A 22,277-nucleotide genomic window follows, 5' to 3' on the forward strand; every position below is an offset into this window, starting at 1 on the left:
CTCTCCAGATGGTGGTTTACGATGTGGCTTGTTGGTCTTGTAGGGCTAATTGAAGGTAGGCAAATTCGACTCCCGATTTCAGGCGGTTGCGATGTTCCTGAAGCAGGGCACGGTCTCCTTTACACATCCTTCCAAATACGTCAATCACGCAGGTGGTCATAAAAGTTTGAATCGCTTCAAACTCTTGGATGCGACGTTGCTCAAAAGGAATCTCTTTGTTCTGTATAATGGGGCGTTTATAGACTTCTTGCCGCTCTAAGGCGGCTCTTAACTGCCCCGCTCCTTGCACGATAAGTTCCTCATCATCCCAATCATTCGGTACAGAGAGAATGTGTTCTAGTGCCTTGGAAAAGGGAAGTAAAATTGCATAACTCGACTTGTCTATTCCAACTCGATAGAATTGGCGGTATTCATTAGCTAAGCGTTTTGTAATTTTCAACTTGGTTTCCATCTCCGTATCTCCTTCAGCCCAGATGTGTGCATAACTCCAATAACGGTTGATTTCGTTTTTAGTTGGTTTTCTCTTGTCTTTAGAGCTACTACGGCGTAACCCCTCCTTTGCTAGTGAAAAAACATTTAAGACACTGGCTACTATCTGCTGAATAGTGTCATTCAATTTCCTCCAGCGTTCATCTGGCGGATTTGTACCTCCTAGCCCGCTGTGTTTATTTGCAAAATCTGTGTCATTCAATTTCCTCCAGCATGCATCTGGCGGATTACTGCGACTATCCAAATGTAAACAATAGGCAACCATCAAACGATTCAAGTTATCTGCTAGATTTTGAACACGCCCCCCAATCCAATCCTGAAGATGCAAGGAAGTGGGAAAGCCCAATGCGTACCAAAAATTTGCCGGGCCGTCAATTTTGACAGATTCTTTGAAGTCTTTATCACTATCATAAAGCGGAATCTGGCTACTTGTGGCAACCACTTTCACCCCCAATAACAAGGGTAATGCTAGAGCTAAAAAAGCCGGTTCAATCCAAGCTTCAGTTACAGTTTTACCTCTAGTTGTGGTGTAGTGCATTGCCATAAAAGGCAAGTCTTCACGGGAGTATTTGGATGGAGCAGAGTTACCCGCATCGCCGTCATCATTAGTTAACCAGGAGAACGAGCGCAATGCTTGGGCATCCATGCCATGTTCCAGCCAGTATTTGCGGACATCCCAAAAATTGATACGTTTGAGTTCATTCATCATTAATCTGATAGCGGCGGCAACCTGCGGCGAGTAAACGTATGCTGGAAAGATGTAAAGAAAAACGGGCTGTTGATCCTCTAATTTACCTGCGGGTACAGACCAAAATATCTGTCTAAGCAACATTTCCAGTGCCCATATTTTGGAAATTCCTCGTTTGATCTGCGTTCCACCAAGGGGATTTTTATTACTATATTGTTGAGGCTTAAATAGGACAACTGAATCCATCTGATCTTCCGAAGCAAATTCACCTGAACTAAGCGAACAAATAGGGTGTTTAGCTTTGCTAGTCTTTGCGGAAATATAGCCTACCAGTTCACGTTGAAAAGATGATTCCGGTTGCTCCCACCCCTGCACTTCCAGGTATTGCGTCAGATAATCATAAAAAACTTCCCGGGTTGGGCTGTAATGTTCTGGTAACAATTTATTTTCTTCTGCCCAGGTAGCTAGTTGCTCGGCAATTTCTTGTAGTTTTTTATCAAGTTGCTCTAAATCAAGCGTGCTGTGACGAGCAATATAATAAGCGGCTACATAATACCAACCATAGTTCACCCCACCGGATTGAAACTGTGTTTGTTCAGGGGTGATTGCGTCTTGAACGCCGAGTTTTTCCAGCATCCAAGCAATAAATTCAGGTCTATCTGCAAAAAATTCTTTTTGCGCTAAAATAATAAACTCTGCAGTGCGATCCGCTCTTAAGTCTGCACTACTAGACAAAAATTCCCGCTCTATTTCGCTAGGTTCTAACCTTTCCAACCGCTTGGGAGTTGCCGGTGATTTGGCATTGGCAACATAGGATTTAACTACGCTAGGTAAATTCCGAATCAATTGAGCAGGTGAAAAGAGTTCCAGGGTTTGGGGAGCCACCTTCAGTCCCTTGCCATCCCGTTTGAAGCCTACTTGTCCATTCTCCATATTTGAGGCTAATAGCTTGCTAACCTGCTCCCAGAGGAATTCTTGAAGTTCTGAGCGATCAGGTACGCCAGTATCCTGGGGAGCAAGATAAACCACCCCCTGAGCAAAGAAAAGGAGGGGTTGCCAATCCAGTTCTCTGGCAAAGTGCATGACGGCATTATGAATCCCGCTGGTCAAAATACCTGTACAGTCGCGCAAACGGTGATAGGTCAACTTGCGGTGGATGCCCAGATGACGCAGATGATCACGCAGACGATTGCCCGCCGTTTTCGTCTCAATGTCTGATGGGTCACTGAGATGGACCGCAACATCGCCAAAAGCAAGGAGCCAGCGTAGCGGTGAGTCTAGGCGACGAGTATCTGGAATTTTGAAAGTGCCCCAATTCGCTTTGAACGGATTGATTCCCACTTTTCCCTGGGTGTTTTGAGCGAGGTAGCCAATCTCTGTCAAATACTCCCGCCACTCTGCCCAAAATGCGTCAAAATTCAGTCGTTCTCCTAAGGTTTGGCACAATTCTAAAATTTTAGGAATTTCAGAAGCATCAGGTACTTGTTGCTGTTCTCCATTGCACCACTTGTTGTAGTCATGTAGGGTTAATCCTAAACAAAGCAAACGTTTTTCTGCATCAGTGAGGATCAATTCAGGACTTAAAAATGGCAACAAGTTCCAAGCGGTTAATAAGGCATTGAGAACATGAACCAGCAGACTTTGGTCAGAGTATTCTGCATAGCGTTTCGCTTTTTCCATTGCAAATTCACTACCTCGCTGTAGGAGCAGATGGTACTGAGCCTCTTCGGAACCGCCAAGGGCTGGAATTAAGCCAAATTCCTGTTCCATTGCAGGTAAAACTGTTGCAAGATAAGCCCGCAGGATCGGATCGGTTTCCTCTGAGAGCGTCCGTAATAGCAGGGTTTGTAGTAAAGTCATGATCAAAACCTCCTAAAAGATCAATGATTGTGGTTGTAAACGGCAGAATTGAGCTAATCGCCCTTTCAAAGCTTCAAGCAGTAAAGCATCTTGATTAAACGCAACGGCATAGCTCTGTTTATTGGAAGCATCGGTAAGATAATACAGACCAAAAACGGGACTGAGTTTGAGAGTGTTCCTTACTTCCCAATGCGACTGGCGTATGCTCAATGGAACCAGAAATGCCAGGTGTTTGTGTTTAGAGAGGCACTTGCCCACCTCCGGCTGGGGATGACCGACCAGGCTTAAACGGCTCAGTAAAGTCAATTCACAACACTTCAAATCATTCGTATTCCAATTACAGTGCAAACGAACATCAAAGCGATCCTCCACCCACTTCTGTATGCGTAAATAAACCTGAATATAGTTTTCAGGGAAGGCTTCTTCTCCCAGTCCCGCATTGGTTACAGCCTCCAAAAAATCCTGCCTCGTTGTGATTTCAACTTGAGCGTAGGGTAATAATCTGAGCAGGTCATAGGTATAAAAACGATTCCCATCCCATACCGCCGCTTGTAAGGTTGAACCCCCCCGAAATCGGAGTAATTCTTTTTGTACCTCTTTGCCAATATCACTATTGCCTAATTCCCGCCAATTTCCCAACCAGAGTTTCAGTTTAGAACCATAAACCTGTTGCAGATCGGTGACCATACGTTCACGAATCGGTTGCATCACTTTTTGATTACCTTCACCCATTTTCCAAAGCATTCCCTGTGCCTGGATTGCCCCCCAACGGCTACGGTATTCCTGAAACTCCTGTGGGGCATCAAATGCGTTTGTAATCGCTTCCTGCAATTGACTGCGTTCAATCTCTTGGTCTGGTTCTAGGTATTCCTTCAACCGTGCCATGAACCAAGGAGTGCGTCCCGAAATTAAGATGAAAGCATAATAGATTGAGAAGCCTGGATGTCGTCCTAGCCTACCTAACCGTTGAATAATAGTTGCCGCATCACTACTTTCAAAGATCAGCAAATTAATTTTGAAATCAACGCCAACATCTACTGCTGAAGTACCAATAACCAGAACCGGTTGATGGGCATTTTGCAACTCTGAGTGAGTCTGCTCTCGCTCCCGTCGGTCAATTCGTCCGCTGATTTCTCGCACAAGAATATCTGGCAACAATTTAGCCAGTAATTGAGTTGCCCGTCCCGCTTGCGCCACTGAGTTTAGAATCACCAGCCCTCTACCCTGTTTTTCTGCCTCTAATATGGCTCGGATAGTGCTGGCTTTATTCTCCAACCACGTCAACGTATCCGCATCTTTCAAATCAACAAATTCCAGTTGAATAGGCTGTAAAACTTGACGATAGCCGGGTGTAGGTTCACTGGTGTAGCTACCAGCAATTTCGACAGTTCGCAACCCCGACTGCTTGAGTAATTGGATAAAGTCTGGTTTGGGAGTGGCTGAAGTAAACAGGAATCGTCTAGGACGCTGATCCGAGTGAACACGCCGAATCAAGGTCATACTGTTTAGTACGGCGGCTTCCTGATGGGGACCAAAAATATGAAACTCATCGAATACCCAGAGATCGGGAAACTCCGCCAGAACTAGTGGCAAAAGATCATTACTATAGGCTGGGTCACGGTACTGGAAGTGGGTAATTAAATGAAAAATATCAGGGTTAGTTAATATGATTTTCTTGTGCTCGATAGCTAGTAATAACTCTTGAAATTTATTACTTTTTTCTGCTTCTTGAATACGCCGGTCTAATTCCGCACCAAACAAGCAATCAATACGCTCATCCGCATTCAGCCCAAACATCAAGTGCCAACCCCGCTGGCTACGGCTCTGGTCTTCCACCAGTTCGATTGTTGGGTACAGCCCCATGATTCTGAAAACAACATCCAACAAACTAGCAATAAAAGCCGCTAGTGACTTACCATCACCTGTGGCAGCGGTATTGAAAATGACATCAGTATTTCCTCTAACCACCTCGGCCCAAGTCTTAGCCTGGTGGACAGAAAGAGGACAGGTGTACCCTGAAGGAGTCTGGAGACTGGGAGCCTTCTGCCGAACCTGACAAACATTCTGACACCCCAACGGACATTGACCTACCCCTGGGTTAAGCTCGGAATACAAAGGCTTTACAGAGATTTTCATGTTGTCCCTGCCAAGTTAGACAATGATATATTAGACCACCAGAGAAAATATATGTCATCAAAAAATGATAACAACTATAATCAAGTCGGTTTTGCACTAGAAATCCTGAGGTTGCTGGCCGAGAAGCCGCACAGCCGGGATGAGCTGGGTAGGCAACTTACGGAGTTCCTTGCCAAACACGGGAAACCCGTAGGGGATATTGACCAAAAAATCGTGCGTACCATTAAAAAACTCAGGGAATGTGGCTTTGAAATTGATAGTGCTCCCAATCGTCCTTATAAGCTGTCGTCCTCCTCATTTCCGGTCATTCTTTCAGCGGAACAAAGGCAGTCCCTTGCCTTAGCAGCCTATTTGCTATCAGAAATTGGGTTTTCTACCCAGGCAAGCCACGTACTAAAAATTGGCAAGTTAACAGATCAGGATTGGCCGCAGTACATACAGACTAGATTTAGTCCCCCAGCGGACTACAGTGCAGAGAGTATTCAGAAGGTCATCTCTGCATTAGAGGAACGTTTTCGTCAGAAACGGCGATATACCATTCGCTATCGTAATACTAAGGGAGATGAACAAATTTTTGACTGCGACTGCTCGGAATTACGGTTACATGATGGCGTGTTATACCTATTTGCTTGGGTTCCAGATAGCCCATTCAAAATCTTCCCAAAATCCCCGAATGTAGAGCAAAACTATACCTTTCGTGTTGACCGCATCATATCGGTAGGAGCACCATCTTTGACCCCCTGGAAAGAGAAAAACTTGCCAACGTTTGAAGTACGCTATCGGATGATTAAACAATTGAGCGATTACCAGCCACGCAGGTCTAACGAAAGGGTGCTACAGCGCGATCCTGATGGCAGATTTGTGGAGATTGTGGCGACCGAGGATAGTATTTTCTGGTGCCGTCAACGCTTTTTGCAATATGGTGCCAATGTTCTCCTATTAGAACCTAACTGGCTAGTTGACCAAATAATAGCAGAACTCCTCGATGCTACTAGAGAATATCACTTAGGACGCTTTTCGCCCTAAAGTAAAGGCATAAAACCATGTACCTTAGGACGAAAACCTTGTTAACCTAACCCCTGGTAACTTTAGAAATCGGCTTCACCGCTAGGTATCTTAAATGCCGCTGGACACATTAATCTAATCCTACAAAAAGCACACTCCTTGGCACTAGGTTTAGGTTCTGGGGGGGAAGTGGTAGTTGCAATTTTCGTGATATTTGTTACTGCCTCCCTCCAGGATTGATGATTAACTTGATCCGGCGGAATTGAAATGCGCTGAATTTCTGTATCCCCATTAAAATAAATCAGTTCACCCTGTGGTATCGACTTAATTTCATGCAAACCCACCTTCGGTGCACAGGACATGTATAGTCATTTCACAAGAAAGTGCAACACTTTTTAGGTATTTGCAATTGCTCTATCCCCTTCTAAGACAGGGTTTGTAGGTAAAGGCGAATGTTGCAAACTTATTTGAAATTACTATATATCTCTAATTGGGCTTGATCCTTAAGTTGGCTTTCCTCCGAAAGTTGCCCCGTTTTGACCTCTATAATTTTTGATTCTTGGCTGGAAAGCGCAACTAAATCGGGGGTTCCAGAGAGACTTGCCCCAATGGTGGTATTGATCCAAAACTGATTCGCATCTTCCACAAAAACCTCATATCCCTTGGATCGATATTCCTGTTCAACCTTAGCAACCGCTTTCCTATGAATTACATTGTACTGAAGTAATTCAGGGGAGCTTTCGCTAGGAACCTTAAAGTTCGCAAGGGTATATAGTGCCAGCCCACAAGTACTATTTCCAGAAAGGTACTTTGCCAGCCAACTCGTGTGAAAGAAGGGTTTATTGCGCTTCGGTAAATCAAAACAAAAAAGCGTGTTCATATTTATCTCCAAAAAGCTATGCTCTGATTGTAGCATATGTATATTACTCCTAGATTTTAGAATGTAGTCAATTTTTGATTATAATTTGGTTTTAGACTAGACCAACAGTCATGACATAAGGGGCAGATCGCAACTTACCCTTTACGGAAACTCCCTTGGTGTATCACTTATGGCAAGTTGACCATCACGCCTGAGCAAGGTCGTTCAGTAAGCAAGGCCAAGTTCTGTTAGGGGATGGGAAGCCGAATTGGGCGGCACTCAGCTCAGTGTCAAAGGGGAGCCTATCCTGGCAATAGGCTTGTCCGTGGCGAAGGCACAAAGTAACCCTAACTGAGGCCAGAACATGAGTTGCACAGGAGACACTGCCCCCTTTTAAGTATTTATGGGATACAGTTGAACCTCGTTTGCCGTAGGTCAATCATACTGAGGCTTTAGAATAATCAAGGCTTTTTGTATCCTTGTTGCTGGTGAAGGGGTGCTGGGGTCTGTGGGTAGCAGAGCCGATCGGTGCAAAAATTTACACAACATAACAAATCACTGCACCCGACCGTATGCTAAGTTATTCATATCATCCAAAGCCAGTGACCGCGGGTGAGTTCAGACGTTATCTCTACAAGAATGGGCAACAGTCTTCATCAATGCTATAGTTGTTAAAAAATTTGTATCCCCCCATGGCTCCCTTGGAAAACCTTCAGCAAACTTCAGTGGTACTTAATCGCTACCTAGTAAGACCTCTAGAGGAAAAAGATTTAACAATTCATGAGTATCAATGTCATTTCGCTCAACTCCCGCAACAAGGCGATGAACAAAGAGCAGTTTCCAGTATTTGTTACAAGCTAGGAGTCACTGCTGTTAGATTAGGCAGTCGAATCATCACTAGAGAAGAAGTCAGTCCCGCAAAAATGAGAAGTGATGATTGGGAGTTATTTAAGACAGCTACTAGAAAACTAGATTGTAGTAATACCTGCGAAAGAAAAGCCCTAGAAACCTTTGAGCGTAGAGTTTTAGAGCAAGGACTAAAAAAGTACTTTAACAAAACTGAGATTGAAAGAGCCTTGGAAGGTGGACTGATTTGGTGGATAACAGGTCATGAGGGGGCGGAGAAATGTGGAGATGCTTGGGAAGTACACAGAGGGAGAAGAATAGATGTCGTTATCGATTCAGATGGCAACCTCTACCTAGAAATCGATATACATCATCGCTTCTATACACCTTGGACACTGCATCAATGGCTAGAAGAGTATCCCGATGTACCTATCAGTTATGTTAGGAACACATATAAAGATAAAAACAATAATTACATTAGTTGGCAGTACGAAGGAATCTCTGACCAATTACCACAAAAAGTCGTGTTAGAAGGATTGGGTATTAGTCTAGCGGATTACCATCGTCAAAATGGGGCTACTAATGCAGAAATCAATAATTCTCTTGTTGTGCTTGTTAAAAGAGCTAATGACTGGAAAGCAAAGCCTGTAGCGCATTTGTCTCAAAGGCTATCACCAAGCTTAACAATGGAGATGCTGGCAAACATTGCTGATGCTGAAAGCGGAGAAGAAAGTCAACAAATCAAAGAAGTTTTTGAGTTCATCAGAAAAAGTTTAGATGTTCGCATAAAGAACTCCACAAAGACAGCACATACAATCCTTGAGAAGATTTATAGAATTTCTGGCGAAGCTGAAGCTATAAGGGTAGATGGATATATTTTGCCAACAGCTAAATTACTGGCATCTAATGATCAGCAAGTAGATAAGGTTGCTAAAGTCCGATATAAGGGATGTGCCAGAGTAGGTGAAACAAAGTTTGGCTGTCTTAATCTTTACAATGAAAAGCACCAATATCCTGAAGAAGTGCGTAAATGTTTGTTGGAAATCGCAAACAATAGCAACACGACGATAGAAATAGACTCCTATCGTACACAACAAGATATTCCTGAGAGTGAACTAGACCAACAAATGTTCTGGCAAAACTGGTCTGATGAAGACATTAAAACAGTTTTAGTGGTAATGCCATGGTCACCCAATGAGCGCAAACAAAAAATTCGGGTGCAAGCACTTCAAGCAGGAATAGCTACTCAGTTTATTGTGCCAATGCCAAAGGCAGACTCTTATAAAGCTCTGAATGTTGTTTTAGGAATTTTGTGTAAAGCTGGTTGGCAACCCATACGCCTAGAGCCTTTGGATCATCCTGAATGTGCTGATCTAATTATTGGTTTTGATACAGGAACCAATCGAGAGCTTTACTATGGCACTTCTGCATTTGCGGTTCTTGCGGACGGGCAAAGCTTAGGATGGGAGTTGCCTGATGTTCAACGAGGAGAAACCTTTTCTGGAAAAGCGATTTGGCAAACGGTATCAAAGTTAGTTCTTAAATTTCATCACAGTTGCAAGCGTTACCCCAAAAAACTACTTTTGATGAGAGATGGATTAGTTCAGGAAGGAGAATTTCAGCAAACGATAGAAGAGCTTGCAAAGAAAAATATAGCTGTTGATGTTGTTGGAGTACGCAAAAGCGGTGCTGGAAGAATGGGAAAAGAGGATATTCATGCAAATGGGGAAGTGGTATACCGTGATGCCAAAATTGGTACTGTCATTTTTACTCCAAAAGAAAAGTCATTCACTTTAGTAACGAGTCAACCAATCAACCAGAATATTGGCAGTGTAAGACCCCTTCGGGTAGTTCATGAGTACGGCAATACATCTCTGGAAATGATTGCTTTGCAAACTTATCATCTATCTCAGTTGCACCCTGCTAGCGGGTTTCGCTCTTGTCGATTACCTTGGGTATTGCATCTTGCAGACAGAAGTAGTAAAGAGTTTCAACGCATAGGGCAAATTAGTATTTTGCAAAATATCAGTCGTGAAAAATTGATTGCTGTCTGACAATTGCAAGCAGTAGAGATAACAAATCACTGCACCCGTCCATATGTTAGACTATTCATATCATCCAAAACCTCTGGTGGCGGGTGAGTTCAGCCGTTATCTCTGCTAACTTTAGATTAAGTCACTTTGGGCTAAGGTTACTAACATGGCTATGACTAATTACACTGACTGGAATACAGCGATTGCCCACTACTTCACCCAAAATGTACCCAAAGGCACAAAAATCTACTTGAGTTTAGATGATGACACTTTGGTGAAAATCGGCAGTAACTTTGCAGAAGAATGCACAGCCAGCTCGTGGGTCGAGAATTTTTGCAGTGTTGTTAGGCGAAAGGTAGTCCAAGATAAAAGAGTAGAACTGGGTGCTATCTCGGGGTTCGATAGCTCAGGTTATCCACGAGGAGTGGCATTTTTAGGGATTATGGTCTTGGCGGCGAACCGAATGGAAGAAGATGAAGAAGTGAGCCAAACAAATTATTTCACAAGGTTACGCCAGATACTAGATTTACCCGAAGATGGACAATCCAGACCACGCGGATTGAGAACAGTTGATGGAAGCGCTCCAGAAGTTGAATTATGGACAACATGGAATCGCTGGCTAATTAAACAAGGCTACATCCCAACCGCCCAAGAAGGCGCTAGCGCACCAACAAAATATACCAAATATTCAATATCACAGTCTTTACTTCGTAATGCAGATAAAGATCGACTTAGAAAAGTCTTCTCTGAAAATCAATGGCAAACAAGATGGGATGAGCAGACATTATTTACCAAAGTGGCTAATGAATACTCAAGGTTTCCGCAACATCTTAGAAATTTGATAGACGATCGCTCACGCTATGAACCACTTGCTCAGGCAATCCATGAAACCTATGAAGAATGGTTAGAAGAGGGATCATCAATCTCCTTATCTGGTCAATCAAGACATAGGGAGTGGAGCCGCCAACTTTACGCAGGAATATACCGCACAGAGGATTTTCTGGGAAACATTGAATATTACCTATATCCAAAACAACAAAGAGGGCGATCGCTAAGCTCGTTAGCAGTTCAGTGCAAGGGCAACTCATACCCTTTACGAGAAGACAGAGCAGGATGGTATCTGCCAGTTGGAGAATCATTGTCTGCACAAGAAATATCCGAAGGTGGAATATACCAGATAAATCCCAGTACTCAAATCGAGAAACTTATTTTACCTAAGCGAGACTTTTGGATATTAGTACCCGATCCAGACAAACCAGAATCAAGTGTATATGCCAGCTGGAGCAGTCCCAAACTTGGGGAGCAATTCATTATCCTTTTTAGAGAATCTTTATTCACGGATTTACAGAGATTGAGAGATGAGAATTTAATTGAGTGGGAGGGCAATCGTGAGAATAAGTGCCAAGTTTTTGGTGATAAATCCAGCTGGTACGAGATATATCAGTGTCAAGTATTATCGCAGGCATGGGATGGAGTATTTTTGCAATCTCAAGAGTTAAAAGATGCTCTGCAACCGACCACAAAATTATCAATTAGCCTGTCAGGAGGTCTTAGAGTACCAAGTAGTAATGCTTGGATATTTGATCACCCACCTCAAGTAACAGCTTTTGCCTTTCATCCTTCAGTTCAGATAGAAGTTAGCGATATTCATGGTAAGTCTATTATTTATCAAGATTCCTGTTCTAGTAACACTCCAATGAGTTTCAAGTTTCCTTCGGTAGGGGAATTTATGATTAGGACTAATTGTCTGGGAGAAACCAGCCAAAGGCTAATTAAGCTGATTAACTGGGATGATGTCGATATAACTTTACAAAATCAATTGGAGGCATAAAATGCAAGGCAGAAGAACACGAAGAAATGTAGAAGGTAGATCAAGAATAAAGCGATGGTATAAAGGTTTTTCTTACAGAGGCAATCCAAGAGAATTAGTTGAGCAGATTTCTAAGCAGATACAACAGTTTGTATTAGCAGAATTTTTACCTCTATTACGCATTGAAAAAGGAGCAAAGTCAAATAAAGTCTTCTATTTTTTTATTGCAATAGAGAGTGAACAAATAGGTGTAATTCCTCCCCAAGTAGAAAATATATTTAGACTACGATTTTTCAGGACACCAGCAGTAAAGGGGTGTACCCATTTCACTTTCGAGCAAATAAAGTCTATGGTTGGTAATGCACACGATGTAACTGATTACACTAATCCAATTCCTTACAGGGCACAACTTAGAACTATTTCTGAAAGTTCACTGACTTTATCCGACAGTAATCAAACCCAACCTATAGATCGAGACAGAATAAATAGCCTATCCCAAACCCATGAGCATTTTCTGTACTGGTTGTCTTCTTTGGGGAGTGGCACATGGGAGTCATTCAAGAAAACTTGTGAAATACTTGGGTTGGAGGAGCCAAGGCGCATCATTAGAAGGCTCAAACTGTTGGGACACATTACTACCTCTGATAATGGTTCTAAATGGCAAGTTGCTCCTCCTTCATTACAGAAAATTGAATCTGAAAATGATGATCGCACTTTTATTTTGCATGGTCAACGTAGTGTAAAGTTCTTAGATACTCTTAGAACTTTTGGTTTGCTGGAAACTTGTAATCAACCTAGAGGAGAAGCCCCGCCCCGCATTCGTTTTAGATTACCCAGTCAAATTAGTTATGAAACATTAACTCAAAAAATGCAAGAGAAGGCATACCCTATAACCTTTACTCCCGTCAGAAATATTCCAGATATTGCTACTTGGTACAACAATTTATCAGTAGTTCAAGGTCTTCTTCCCTACAACTTCAGGCTGAAGAGATTTAATGGACAGGATTTTATTGATTGTACTTTCCAGAAAGAAACAGGCTTTTATGAATTTTATCGTCAAGATGAAAATAAGCATCCACAATACACTTTTTTTTATGACCAAGATAGAGATCAGTGGGTGCAGGGCGATTGGTATGGATTAAGATTTTGGGCAATTTACCAAATGAAACAAGAAAATCTATGTGTGTCTTACAGTGAATCGGCAAAAATGTTATTAATCCCATTTTCACAAAGATGGCCTGAAGCCTATGAAACCCATCTTGTTATGTCGTCAGGGTTACTACCAAGTTATGAAAACGGTAAACTTATCTATCAAGGAGTATCTGAAGAACTTGCCACTACCATTTGTCAGAAGTTAAGTATCTCAGAACCCATAACTTTCAAAGGAGGATTATCATGCACGATCTAGTTGGCACTTACCAGAGGCTTGACCACATTTATCAACTCTACATCAAGAGTGCTTTCCCCTTACGCTATCCTGCACTAGCAGAAGAACGCGATCGCCGATTGCAATTCCTTCGTGATCCCCATAATCCAGTTCTCAGTATTCCGCCATTAGTAGAGCCTGTGCCGATTTATCCTTCCTCTGGGAGGAACCTGTCTGAGGCTACGAGAAATTTACCAACCGATTATCAAGATTTAGCCCAACTGGGACAAGCTCTATTTGATGATAGTATTCAGCTTTATCAACATCAATGGCAAAGTTTACAAGAAGCGATCGTCAATCAAAAAGATATTGTCGTTACGACAGGCACAGGTTCGGGTAAAACAGAATGTTTTCTGTTGCCTCTTCTAGCTCAGTTAGCCAAAGACTCTAAAAATTGGACAGTTCCCAATTCTCAATCTGCAACTCAACGCTGGTGGGATGAGACAGCAAATCCCAATAAAAACTGGGTTGCTCAAAGAAGCCACGAAACTCGTCCTGCCGCTGTGCGGGCTTTGATTCTCTATCCCCTAAATGCCCTAGTAGAAGACCAATTACGCCGATTACGCAAAGTTTTAGATAGCCCCACTGTTCATCAATGGCTTGATCAAAATAGGAATGGAAATCGCATTACCTTTGGGCGCTATACAGGTCTTACTCCCATTGCTGGCAAGAAAACTAGACTCAATTCTAAGGGTGAGCTAGTAGCTAACTCAGTCAAGCTCAATGAGTTACAGACTATCATGCAAGAAATGGAGCAGGAATATCGCAACCTTCAGGATGGCATTTCAAATAATTCCGACTTGTTAAGTGAAATACCAGACTTACCATTTTACTTTCCGAGATTAGACGGTGCTGAAATGCGATCGCGCTGGGATATGCAAGATCATCCGCCTGATATTTTAATTACCAACTACTCAATGCTCAATATCATGATGATGCGAAGTATTGAAAATAATATATTTGACTCTACAAAGAAATGGTTGGAAAGTGATCCAGAGAATAAATTCTTTCTTATCATTGACGAACTTCATGCCTATCGAGGTACACCAGGGACAGAAGTTGCCTACATTCTTAGATTGCTATATCACCGTCTCGGCTTAACGGCTGATTCTCCCCAATTAAGAATTTTGACCACTACAGCCAGTTTAGAGGAAGGACAAACGGGAAATCAGTTTCTGAGACAGTTTTTTGGGCGGGGGGACTTTAGCTTTATTACAGGAGCGCAAACATCACCTAGGGCTGGGGCAAGATTGACTATCAATCAACACCGCAATGCCTTTGCCGAATTTGCCCGCTCAGTTCAGCCTGACCCTTTTCATCCCATGCAGCCCCCTGATCGTGAATTATCTCGCCCATTCATGACTACTTTAGCTGAGAGTTTAGGGCTTGTGAACGAGGAATCTAATCCGTCCAGACAACTTGGGGATGCTTTGGAGGACATAGAAGCGTCAGATGCGCTTAGAGATGCCTGTCAAGCGGTTAATGGTAGTGTTCGAGCTACCGATGTAAGAGATTTGGATGACCAACTTTTTCCTAATGCAAGAGAACCTGAGCAACTGATTTCTGATTCCATGCGGGGATTTTTATTAGCTTTGGGAATGAGTACGTTGGCTAATGGGAGGTCTCCCCAACCCGTGAGAGGTCATTTATTCTTTCACAACCTGCAAAATCTCTGGGCTTGTACTAATCCTAACTGTACCGACCCTGCTGTGGATCAAGAGTTGCGAAATAGTCAAACAAATAAACCAACCGTAGGTGCAGTGCATAGTAGTCACAGCTTATCTTGTTCTTGTGGTTCTCGTGTTTTGGATTTGATTGTTTGCGAAGTCTGTGGAGAAGTCTTTGTAGGTGGATATAAAGCGACGAGAAAGGTAGGCAATACAACTGTAGAAATCCTAACTCCTGACCAACCCGACTTAGAGGGAATACCCGATAGAGTAATCCTGAGCCAAAAGTTCGAGAACTACCGCATTTTTTGGCCCCTACCTCATGATGCTCAACCTTGGGAAACCCAGCCTCAAGATATGGAATGGACTCACAATGGTATTAGGCGAAGATGGATTAAATCCAAGCTGAATTATGTAACTGGAATGCTTAACCAAACTAACACACAGCCAAACGGGCATGAAGTGGCAGGTTGGCTATATCAAGTAGTAGGAAATAACTCAGATGGAGCATCAGCATTTCCTAGTAAATGTCCCCGATGTGATGCAGACTACGGCAGACGAGAAATATTTCCAACTCCATTGCGTACCCACCGCACAGGTTTTCAGAAGGCGTGTCAGGTAATTGCTGGGGGCTTACTCAGAGAGATGCCTACACCTGACCCTGATAAAATTCGTTCTCCCCGTAAATTGGTTATCTTTTCTGATAGTCGGCAAGACGCGGCGAAACTGGCGGCGGGTATGGAGCGAGACCACTACCGAGATATGGTGCGATTACTACTAATTCAATCTTTTAAGGACTACTGGGGAGATTTATTAGCATTTGTGCGGCAAACTTGCACAACCCAAGATGCCATTGATAGATTAAGAAGTCTCAATCTACGACTGGTTACTGATATTAATTCATCTATTTCTCCAAATGAGATGGAGCGGCGTAATCAATTCGCTAATTCCTATCCTGCACTCACCACAGAAGCACTTTTGTGGACTATGAACCAGCCTTCTGCCAATGAATCTGCTAGAGATGAGTGGCTGAGAATGCTTCAAGGCTACCCAAATCGAGTACCACTTTTAGATTTAAGACGCAAACTGCGAGATTCTTTACTGCAGTATGGGATTTGTCCAGGTGGCACAGATTTCAGTGCTCTTAACTATTCAGTAGGGCAAAATAGTGGAAGAGAATGGCATTCTTGGTTTGAGTGTTACAACTGGGGAGCCTCAGTAGTTCCAGTATCTCCCATCACTCCTGAGCAAACTAATCACCTCGATCGTTTAGAGGCAAAATTAGCCGATGAAATGATGTATGCCATATTTATCCATGTGGCTAGGGTGTTAGAAAATATTGGTCAAGGGTGGGTTAGCTATTCGCCCATCGGTAATCCCTCTGATGTTCTGATTCAAGTGGTAGATGCTGTCATTCGCCAAATAGGTATCCGCCGACTTCATAAATTCTCCAGTTATTTCCACATAGGCAATAGGCAAAACTTACCAAGCTATTCTGAAAGGTATATCAACCGTATCGCTAATGTTTCTGCAGATGATGTTATAGAACAACTTATTGGTTCTAAGGCGGGTATAGCCAGTAGTAGTAGTATCGCTCTTGACCCCGATAAACTTTATCTTGCCCCTCCTCCTGCGTTGAATAACAACGGCTCTCACCTCGGTTATCGTTGCCCTCAATGTAATGCTTTTTACCTGCATCCTGCGGGTGGTATTTGTCCTGAATGCAATAGTGGTAGGAGTGAAAATGCGCCAATTATAAGACTTGAATCCAGTCAGAGCAGATCGGATTTTGATTATTATACATATCTCTCCGAGCAATCGGGTCAACCTTTTCGGATGAATGCGGCGGAGCTGACAGGACAAACGGATAAAGATGATCGTCCAAAACGCCAACGCTGGTTTCAGGATGTATTCATCAATCAAGAAATCCCCAAAGTACAAGGTATCGATCTTTTAAGTGTTACGACCACAATGGAGGCTGGGGTCGATATTGGCGCATTATTGGCGGTGATGATGTCCAATATGCCCCCCCGCAGGTTTAACTATCAACAACGAGTAGGACGGGCAGGACGGCGTGGTGCAGGGGTGTCTCTGGCGGTTACTTTCTGTAGAGGTAGAAGTCATGATGATTTCTATTTTCAGCGTCCTGAGAGCATTACAGGTGATGCACCTCCTCCGCCATATGTGGATATGCGTAGTGAAGAGATTTTTAGGCGGGTGTTGATCAAAGAGGTTTTGCGACAGGCATTTGCAGAAACTGGGATAAGTAGCTCTTTGGAACTAACCGATAATGTGCATGGTGAGTTTGGCAACGTTGCAGATTGGAATAGTTACAGGAATCAGGTTGATACTTGGTTACGGGACACTTCCAATGAGTCAAAAATAATATCTATTTTGGATGCACTGAAAATCGAAGCCAGTTTAAGTATAGAAGATTCCCGATTTCTAATTTATCTTCGCAATAATCTCATTGTGGATATAGATTGTATCGTGGCGGATACTACCTACACTCAAGATACTTTGAGCGAGAGATTGGCTAATGCAGGATATTTACCAATGTTTGGCTTTCCAACCAGAGTGCGTTTGCTTTACACCAAGTGGTCATCAACTCAAGGAGCGATTGATCGTGATTTAGATGTGGCGATCGCTCAGTTTGCACCAGGTTCACAAACTGTAAGAGATAGGGCAGTGCATACTGCTTGTGGGGTAGTAGATTTAGTTCCTGCCAATAACGGGAATCACACCCTTTCTCGACCTGGATTTTCACCTGCTTTACCAGAGTCTAACCAAGTACTAGGCTTGTGCGGTAATTGCCAAGCCGTAGTTTATCCCTTTCAACCTGAGCAACCTATACTTGGCAGTGAATCTCAACCTACTGAATGTCCTGTATGTCATCAGCAAACCATGAGGCGTGTAGATGCCAGAGAACCAAAGGGATTTTTTACGGATTTGAAACCAGATGATTATGATGGTCAGTTTGAGTGGCAACCTCGTTCTACCCGTCCCACTATCAGTATCAATTCTCCTGCTGGGCATCCAATCTCAGTTTTGAATGCAAATGTTTCGTCCGTGAGCGATCATATTATTTCTATCAATGATAATGGCGGTAGAGGAGGGTTTAACTTTCAAAATGCCATAGTGGATCGTAATCTTAGATCAGGGGCTTATGTAGTTGCAGATTCTATTGATGGAAGTAATTCTCGTGTTACTGGATCAGGACAGACATTTAAGATTGCCCTCTTATCACGCCGTAAAACCGACATTCTCTTGATAAACATTGCCCAATGGAGCGAGGGTGTATTTGCCGACCCGATGACGGTGGAGGGGAGAGCGGCTTGGTATTCCTTTGCTTTTTGGTTAAGGATTACTGCATCCGCCTATTTAGATGTTGACCCGCAGGAATTGCAAGCAGGATTTCGTACACTGGCTCAAAACGGTAGGGTTGTTGGCGAAGGTTTTCTGTGCGACAGTCTGGAAAATGGAGCAGGTTATTGTAATTTTTTGGCTAATCCTGATCAGTTTGAAGCGGTTATGACCCAAGCAGATATTGATAATGATCAGACTATTGCCCACCGTTGGCTAAATCCCCAAGCTCATGGAAGAAACTGCGATACCTCTTGTAATGACTGTTTGCGGGATTATCGTAATCTTGCCTATCATGGTCTCCTAGACTGGCGCTTAGCTTTAGATATGGCTCGCTTGGTCAAAGACCCATCCGCTACAATTGACCTTCACTCTAATTGGGGAAATTTCCCTAATCCTTGGCAAAGTCTAGTAACTGGTGCGATTTCTGGAGTTTTTCAGCGACTTGGTTATGGCGCTCCCGTTCAGTTTGGCAGTTTGACTGGTTTTGTCAAAACTTCTAGGAATAATAATGAACATAGAGTTATTAGAATTATGCGCCACCCACTTTGGCAAAATAGTCATCCAGAGTGGCAAAGGGCAGTAGAGATCACTAGAGAGCAATATCCAAATTACACGATTGAAGTGGCTAATCCATTGATTGCGTTGAGGCGACCAGGAGACTATGTTTAGATGAACGCTGGTCAATCAGTTAATATAATCAGAGATAACAAATCACTGCACCCGACTTGGAGTTATACTTTCAGCATTACCAAAAACTACTAGTGGCGGGTGAATTCAACCGTTAAGCAGAAAAGACCAACGAAATGTGGAAGATGATCCTACTCGTAATCCTCAGGTTGTTGGTAATCATTACCGTTGCACTCCTATACGGCATTAGCCGCTGGCAATCTTCCACGAGAGAAATGCATGAAAAGCTGGAGGCAGCACGCCTCCCCATCGAACCCAGAGTATACGACTCTACTGAATTGAACGGATTGCCCGCGCCCGTCCAGCGTTACTTTCGCGCCGTACTCAAGGACGGACAACCTATGGTCTTGGCCGTCAGCGTGGAGCACACTGGCACTTTCAACATGAGCGAAACCGGAGAACAATGGAGGTCATTTACCTCGACTCAGCGAGTCATCACCCGTCGGCCGGGCTTTGACTGGGAAGCTCGCGTCGCGATGATGCCGGGTCTGACGGTGCGCGTGCATGATGCCTATATTGCCGGTGAAGGGATTCTTCATGCGTCGTTATTCGGACTGGTGTCCTTGGTGAATCTGCGCGGGACGCCTGAGGTTGCGCAGGGTGAATTGATGCGCTTCTTTGCCGAAACTGCTTGGTATCCGACGGCACTGTTGCCAAGCCAGGGTGTGCAATGGGAACCAGTGAACGATGCCTCAGCCAAGGCAACTCTGAAGGATGGCGAAACTACACTGACGATGCTGTTCCGCTTCAATGAAGACGGCTTAATTGCATCGATGCGTGCCGAGGCGCGCGGACGCACCGTAGCAGGTGCGGTGATTCCGACACCGTGGGAAGGCCGATGGAGCAACTACAAACTGCGTGACGGGATGCTCATTCCCCTTGAAGGCGAGGTGGCATGGATTCTTCCCGAAGGTCCGAAACCCTACTGGCGTGGGGGCATCACAAGACTCAGTTATGAGTTCACACAATGACTAAACCAAGCTGTATCCCTGCCTAGCAACCGGTTGCAACGGACGACGTTACGCCGCCGCACAACTTCACCGTTAGCCCGCTAGTCCTTGGTTGGGGTAGTAGTTTGAACCTTATCTGTAAGTCCTTTAGGGCACCTCTATCAATGCAAAATTAGCGGTTCCCTCGCCCTTGGTTCTGGGTAATATGGGTATGCCAACGATGCAATTTATGGCTACGCTACGCAGGCTATGGGTAGGCTCAAATAAATAGAGATGCCCTTAATTGCTTCAATAAACCGTTTACATCCTGCTTCTTTCCCAATATTGACTCTGTCTTCTGTCTGTAAAAAAGCCAGTATCTTCTGCCATTTATTTTCATCTAAAACCACAACACTCATTTTTTGCCCTCCATAAATAATTCTCTCTATTTTACATAAGATCAACACAACCTAGTAAAGTGAAACTCTCATTTTTTGTTATTATACAATAATTACAAATAACACAATATAGCAATCCTACTTGATTAGTGAACAGAGATTTCCCAGAACTAAGGACGGGAGCGGTGCCCCTGCGACCCCTGTTCCGTTCTCATTTAGAACTGCTATAGATCGCCAACGAAGTCAGTGCCGTTAACTCTCTGGGCAAATTAAAAGTGGGCAATTCCCAAAAAACTTTATCTCATGGGCATTGGAGCAATCCATCATCCCACGTTGCGTTCCCGCTGGCTCCTTGTTGGTTCCCTTGAATGCAACACAACGCATCCCCCTAAAATCCCTGTGACTCTTTTTGAGCATTACAAAGATAGCACTACGCCATTTATTATTTATTTTTTATAGAAATGTCCTGCAATTGCGATATGATGCTTATGATTTTATGAGGCGGATATGATTAACTGTAAAAACTGTGGAGCCGTGGTCGCCCGTCGAGATGAAACCTGTTCCTATTGTGGGACTCCCAATCATGCCTATATCCCCATTTCCGCCGACCAGGATGCACTGATGGCAGGAGCGATGGGGGCGTGGCAAAATGGTAATTATGGGGCGGCTATAAAACTTTATCGCCAGATTATTAACGATGACCCTGAACTATTTTTAGCCTATTTTTATCTCGCCCATTGTCTCAACACCACCGGACAATCGGGGGAAGCCATTGCCGTCATGACACAGGCGAGCCAACTCCGTCCTGGTAACGCTTCCATTTATTACAACATCGCCCTCATGCAACAAGCGCGGGGGCAATATTCAGAAGCCATGACTAACTTACAAAAAGCCCTGAAATTAACTGACACGGACCCGCAACTCACGGATCGGCAGGATTTTCAGAGACGGGTGCAAAAAGCAATGGGACAGGTGGGATGATCCTTAAAGAACCAATGATCAGAGCGAGGGCATCCCTGTACTCTCGTTCCAAGTAACTTTTTTATTCACAGTTATTCCCCGTAGGCGACAATTTTACCCCGGAAAACAATGTAATTGTAAATGTTATAACCCAAAACAATCGGAATCAAAAACCCCACAAACGTCAACATAAACACCAAGGAACTAGGAGCCGCCGCCGCTTGATAGATCGTTACACTGGGGGGAATAATGTTAGGAAAAATCAGAAATCCTAACCCAATAAACGACAGGGAAAAGATTAAAAACGTATAGATAATCGGAGCATTTTCCTGCCGCAGTTTCAGGCTTCGTAATAAAGCCACAATCAACGTCAAACCCAGCACCGGAATCGCCGCAAAAACATACACCAAAGGCGGGCTAAACAGTAAATCCCGGGCATGGTCCCAGAGAATTGGCGTGGTGACAGTAATAAAAACTGCCCCAGCTAAAGTCGTCCACGTCGCAATCGTTGCCGTGCGGTAATGGGTCTTCTGCAATTCCCCCGTCGTTTTCAAAATTAAATAGGTAGAACCAATTAACACATAACCCTGAATTAAGGTTAATGCCACCACCACCGAATGCCAGGTCAACCAATCCCAAATACCCCCCGCAAAGTGACCCAATTCATCCACCTTAATCCCTTCAAAAACCGTCCCCAAAGCAAATCCCTGCCCCAGAGCGGCCAAAAAACTCCCAGCACCAAACGTGAGATTCCAAATGGTTTTGTTCTCCGCATTTTCCCGGAATTCAAACGAAACCGCCCGCAAAATCAATCCCACCACCATCAACACTAGGGGTAAATAAAGGGCATTCAAAATCGTAGCGTAGGCTAATGGAAACGCCCCAAATAAAGAACCGCCCATCAGCACCAACCAGGTTTCATTTGCGTCCCACACATTCCCTAAACTGGTCATCAAAATACTGCGACGTTCTTCCCCCCCAGCAGTCAAAGAGAGAATCCCTACCCCTAGGTCAAATCCATCCAGCAAGACATACAAAAACAGGAAAAGGCCGAGGATAAAAAACCAGACTTGGGGCAGAAAATGTTGCAGGGGTTCTAACGGTTGCATACAAACTCC

Annotated in this window: 11 protein-coding genes and 1 pseudogene; 7 read left to right on the forward strand and 5 right to left on the reverse strand. The window is 43.8% G+C overall.

From position 1 onward, the window contains the following. Positions 1-16 precede the first annotated feature (16 nt). Both cas10d and cas3 read right to left on the reverse strand, forming a co-directional pair. Complete coding sequence (gene cas10d / locus MLD66_RS08505; protein ID WP_247216937.1) at positions 17-3,037, reverse strand: type I-D CRISPR-associated protein Cas10d/Csc3; 3,021 nt, start codon at positions 3,035-3,037, stop codon at positions 17-19. 12 nt (positions 3,038-3,049) lie between these two features. Beyond that, positions 3,050-5,173 (reverse strand): type I-D CRISPR-associated helicase Cas3', encoded by a 2,124-nt coding sequence (gene cas3 / locus MLD66_RS08510; RefSeq protein WP_281438441.1) that lies wholly within the window; start codon positions 5,171-5,173, stop codon positions 3,050-3,052. Between cas3 and MLD66_RS08515 the strand changes: the two genes are divergently transcribed. After that, on the forward strand, positions 5,120-6,199 hold the full coding sequence (locus MLD66_RS08515) for a WYL domain-containing protein (RefSeq protein WP_247216941.1): 1,080 nt from the start codon (positions 5,120-5,122) through the stop codon (positions 6,197-6,199). The genes cas3 and MLD66_RS08515 overlap by 54 nt on opposite strands. Positions 6,200-6,641: 442 nt before the next feature. On the opposite strand, the gene MLD66_RS08520 is transcribed toward MLD66_RS08515, so the two are convergent. Beyond that, positions 6,642-7,058, reverse strand: a complete 417-nt coding sequence (locus MLD66_RS08520; protein ID WP_247216943.1) for a hypothetical protein — start codon at positions 7,056-7,058, stop codon at positions 6,642-6,644. A 671-nt stretch (positions 7,059-7,729) separates the two neighbouring features. Between MLD66_RS08520 and MLD66_RS08525 the strand changes: the two genes are divergently transcribed. The 5 genes from MLD66_RS08525 (at position 7,730) to MLD66_RS08545 (ending at position 19,843) form a co-directional block, all read left to right on the forward strand. Further along, on the forward strand, positions 7,730-9,937 hold the full coding sequence (locus MLD66_RS08525) for an argonaute PAZ domain-containing protein (RefSeq protein WP_247216944.1): 2,208 nt from the start codon (positions 7,730-7,732) through the stop codon (positions 9,935-9,937). Positions 9,938-10,082: 145 nt separating this feature from the next. Then, complete coding sequence (locus MLD66_RS08530) at positions 10,083-11,747, forward strand: hypothetical protein (RefSeq protein WP_247216945.1); 1,665 nt, start codon at positions 10,083-10,085, stop codon at positions 11,745-11,747. A 1-nt stretch (position 11,748) separates the two neighbouring features. Then, entirely contained in the window at positions 11,749-13,134 is a 1,386-nt protein-coding gene (locus tag MLD66_RS08535) for a hypothetical protein (protein WP_247216947.1), read from the forward strand. Then, a complete protein-coding gene (locus tag MLD66_RS08540) occupies positions 13,122-18,854 on the forward strand; it encodes a DEAD/DEAH box helicase (protein ID WP_247216949.1) in 5,733 nt (1,910 codons plus the stop codon). Before MLD66_RS08535 ends, MLD66_RS08540 begins: the two co-directional genes overlap by 13 nt. A gap of 134 nt (positions 18,855-18,988) precedes the next feature. Then, entirely contained in the window at positions 18,989-19,843 is an 855-nt protein-coding gene (locus MLD66_RS08545) for a DUF6544 family protein (RefSeq protein ID WP_247216950.1), read from the forward strand. Between the two features lie 248 nt (positions 19,844-20,091). Here the strand turns inward: MLD66_RS08545 and MLD66_RS08550 are convergent. Further along, positions 20,092-20,220 (reverse strand): annotated as a pseudogene (locus MLD66_RS08550) (IS5/IS1182 family transposase); the annotation flags it as partial. A 486-nt stretch (positions 20,221-20,706) separates the two neighbouring features. Here MLD66_RS08550 and MLD66_RS08555 point away from each other — a divergent pair. Continuing rightward, a complete protein-coding gene (locus MLD66_RS08555; RefSeq protein ID WP_247216952.1) occupies positions 20,707-21,180 on the forward strand; it encodes a zinc ribbon domain-containing protein in 474 nt (157 codons plus the stop codon). Between the two features lie 71 nt (positions 21,181-21,251). Here the strand turns inward: MLD66_RS08555 and cydB are convergent, their stop codons facing one another. Beyond that, the gene (gene cydB, locus MLD66_RS08560; protein ID WP_247216954.1) at positions 21,252-22,268 is read right to left on the reverse strand and encodes a cytochrome d ubiquinol oxidase subunit II; all 1,017 of its coding nucleotides are present in this window, start codon (positions 22,266-22,268) and stop codon (positions 21,252-21,254) included. Positions 22,269-22,277: the final 9 nt, after the last annotated feature.

It is taken from the genome of Synechococcus sp. C9, assembly GCF_022984075.1.
In the GTDB taxonomy this organism is placed as follows: Bacteria; Cyanobacteriota; Cyanobacteriia; order Gloeomargaritales; family Gloeomargaritaceae; genus Gloeomargarita.

What these genes read in the sequence shown, in the direction of transcription:
- cas10d (WP_247216937.1), bottom strand. Translation starts at nt 3,037, where the DNA reads ATGACTTTACTACAAACCCTGCTATTACGGACGCTCTCAGAGGAAACC.
- cas3 (WP_281438441.1), bottom strand. Translation starts at nt 5,173, where the DNA reads ATGAAAATCTCTGTAAAGCCTTTGTATTCCGAGCTTAACCCAGGGGTA.
- MLD66_RS08520 (WP_247216943.1), bottom strand. Translation starts at nt 7,058, where the DNA reads ATGAACACGCTTTTTTGTTTTGATTTACCGAAGCGCAATAAACCCTTC.
- MLD66_RS08525 (WP_247216944.1), top strand. Translation starts at nt 7,730, where the DNA reads ATGGCTCCCTTGGAAAACCTTCAGCAAACTTCAGTGGTACTTAATCGC.
- MLD66_RS08530 (WP_247216945.1), top strand. Translation starts at nt 10,083, where the DNA reads ATGGCTATGACTAATTACACTGACTGGAATACAGCGATTGCCCACTAC.
- MLD66_RS08535 (WP_247216947.1), top strand. Translation starts at nt 11,749, where the DNA reads ATGCAAGGCAGAAGAACACGAAGAAATGTAGAAGGTAGATCAAGAATA.
- MLD66_RS08540 (WP_247216949.1), top strand. Translation starts at nt 13,122, where the DNA reads ATGCACGATCTAGTTGGCACTTACCAGAGGCTTGACCACATTTATCAA.
- MLD66_RS08545 (WP_247216950.1), top strand. Translation starts at nt 18,989, where the DNA reads ATGTGGAAGATGATCCTACTCGTAATCCTCAGGTTGTTGGTAATCATT.
- MLD66_RS08555 (WP_247216952.1), top strand. Translation starts at nt 20,707, where the DNA reads ATGATTAACTGTAAAAACTGTGGAGCCGTGGTCGCCCGTCGAGATGAA.
- cydB (WP_247216954.1), bottom strand. Translation starts at nt 22,268, where the DNA reads ATGCAACCGTTAGAACCCCTGCAACATTTTCTGCCCCAAGTCTGGTTT.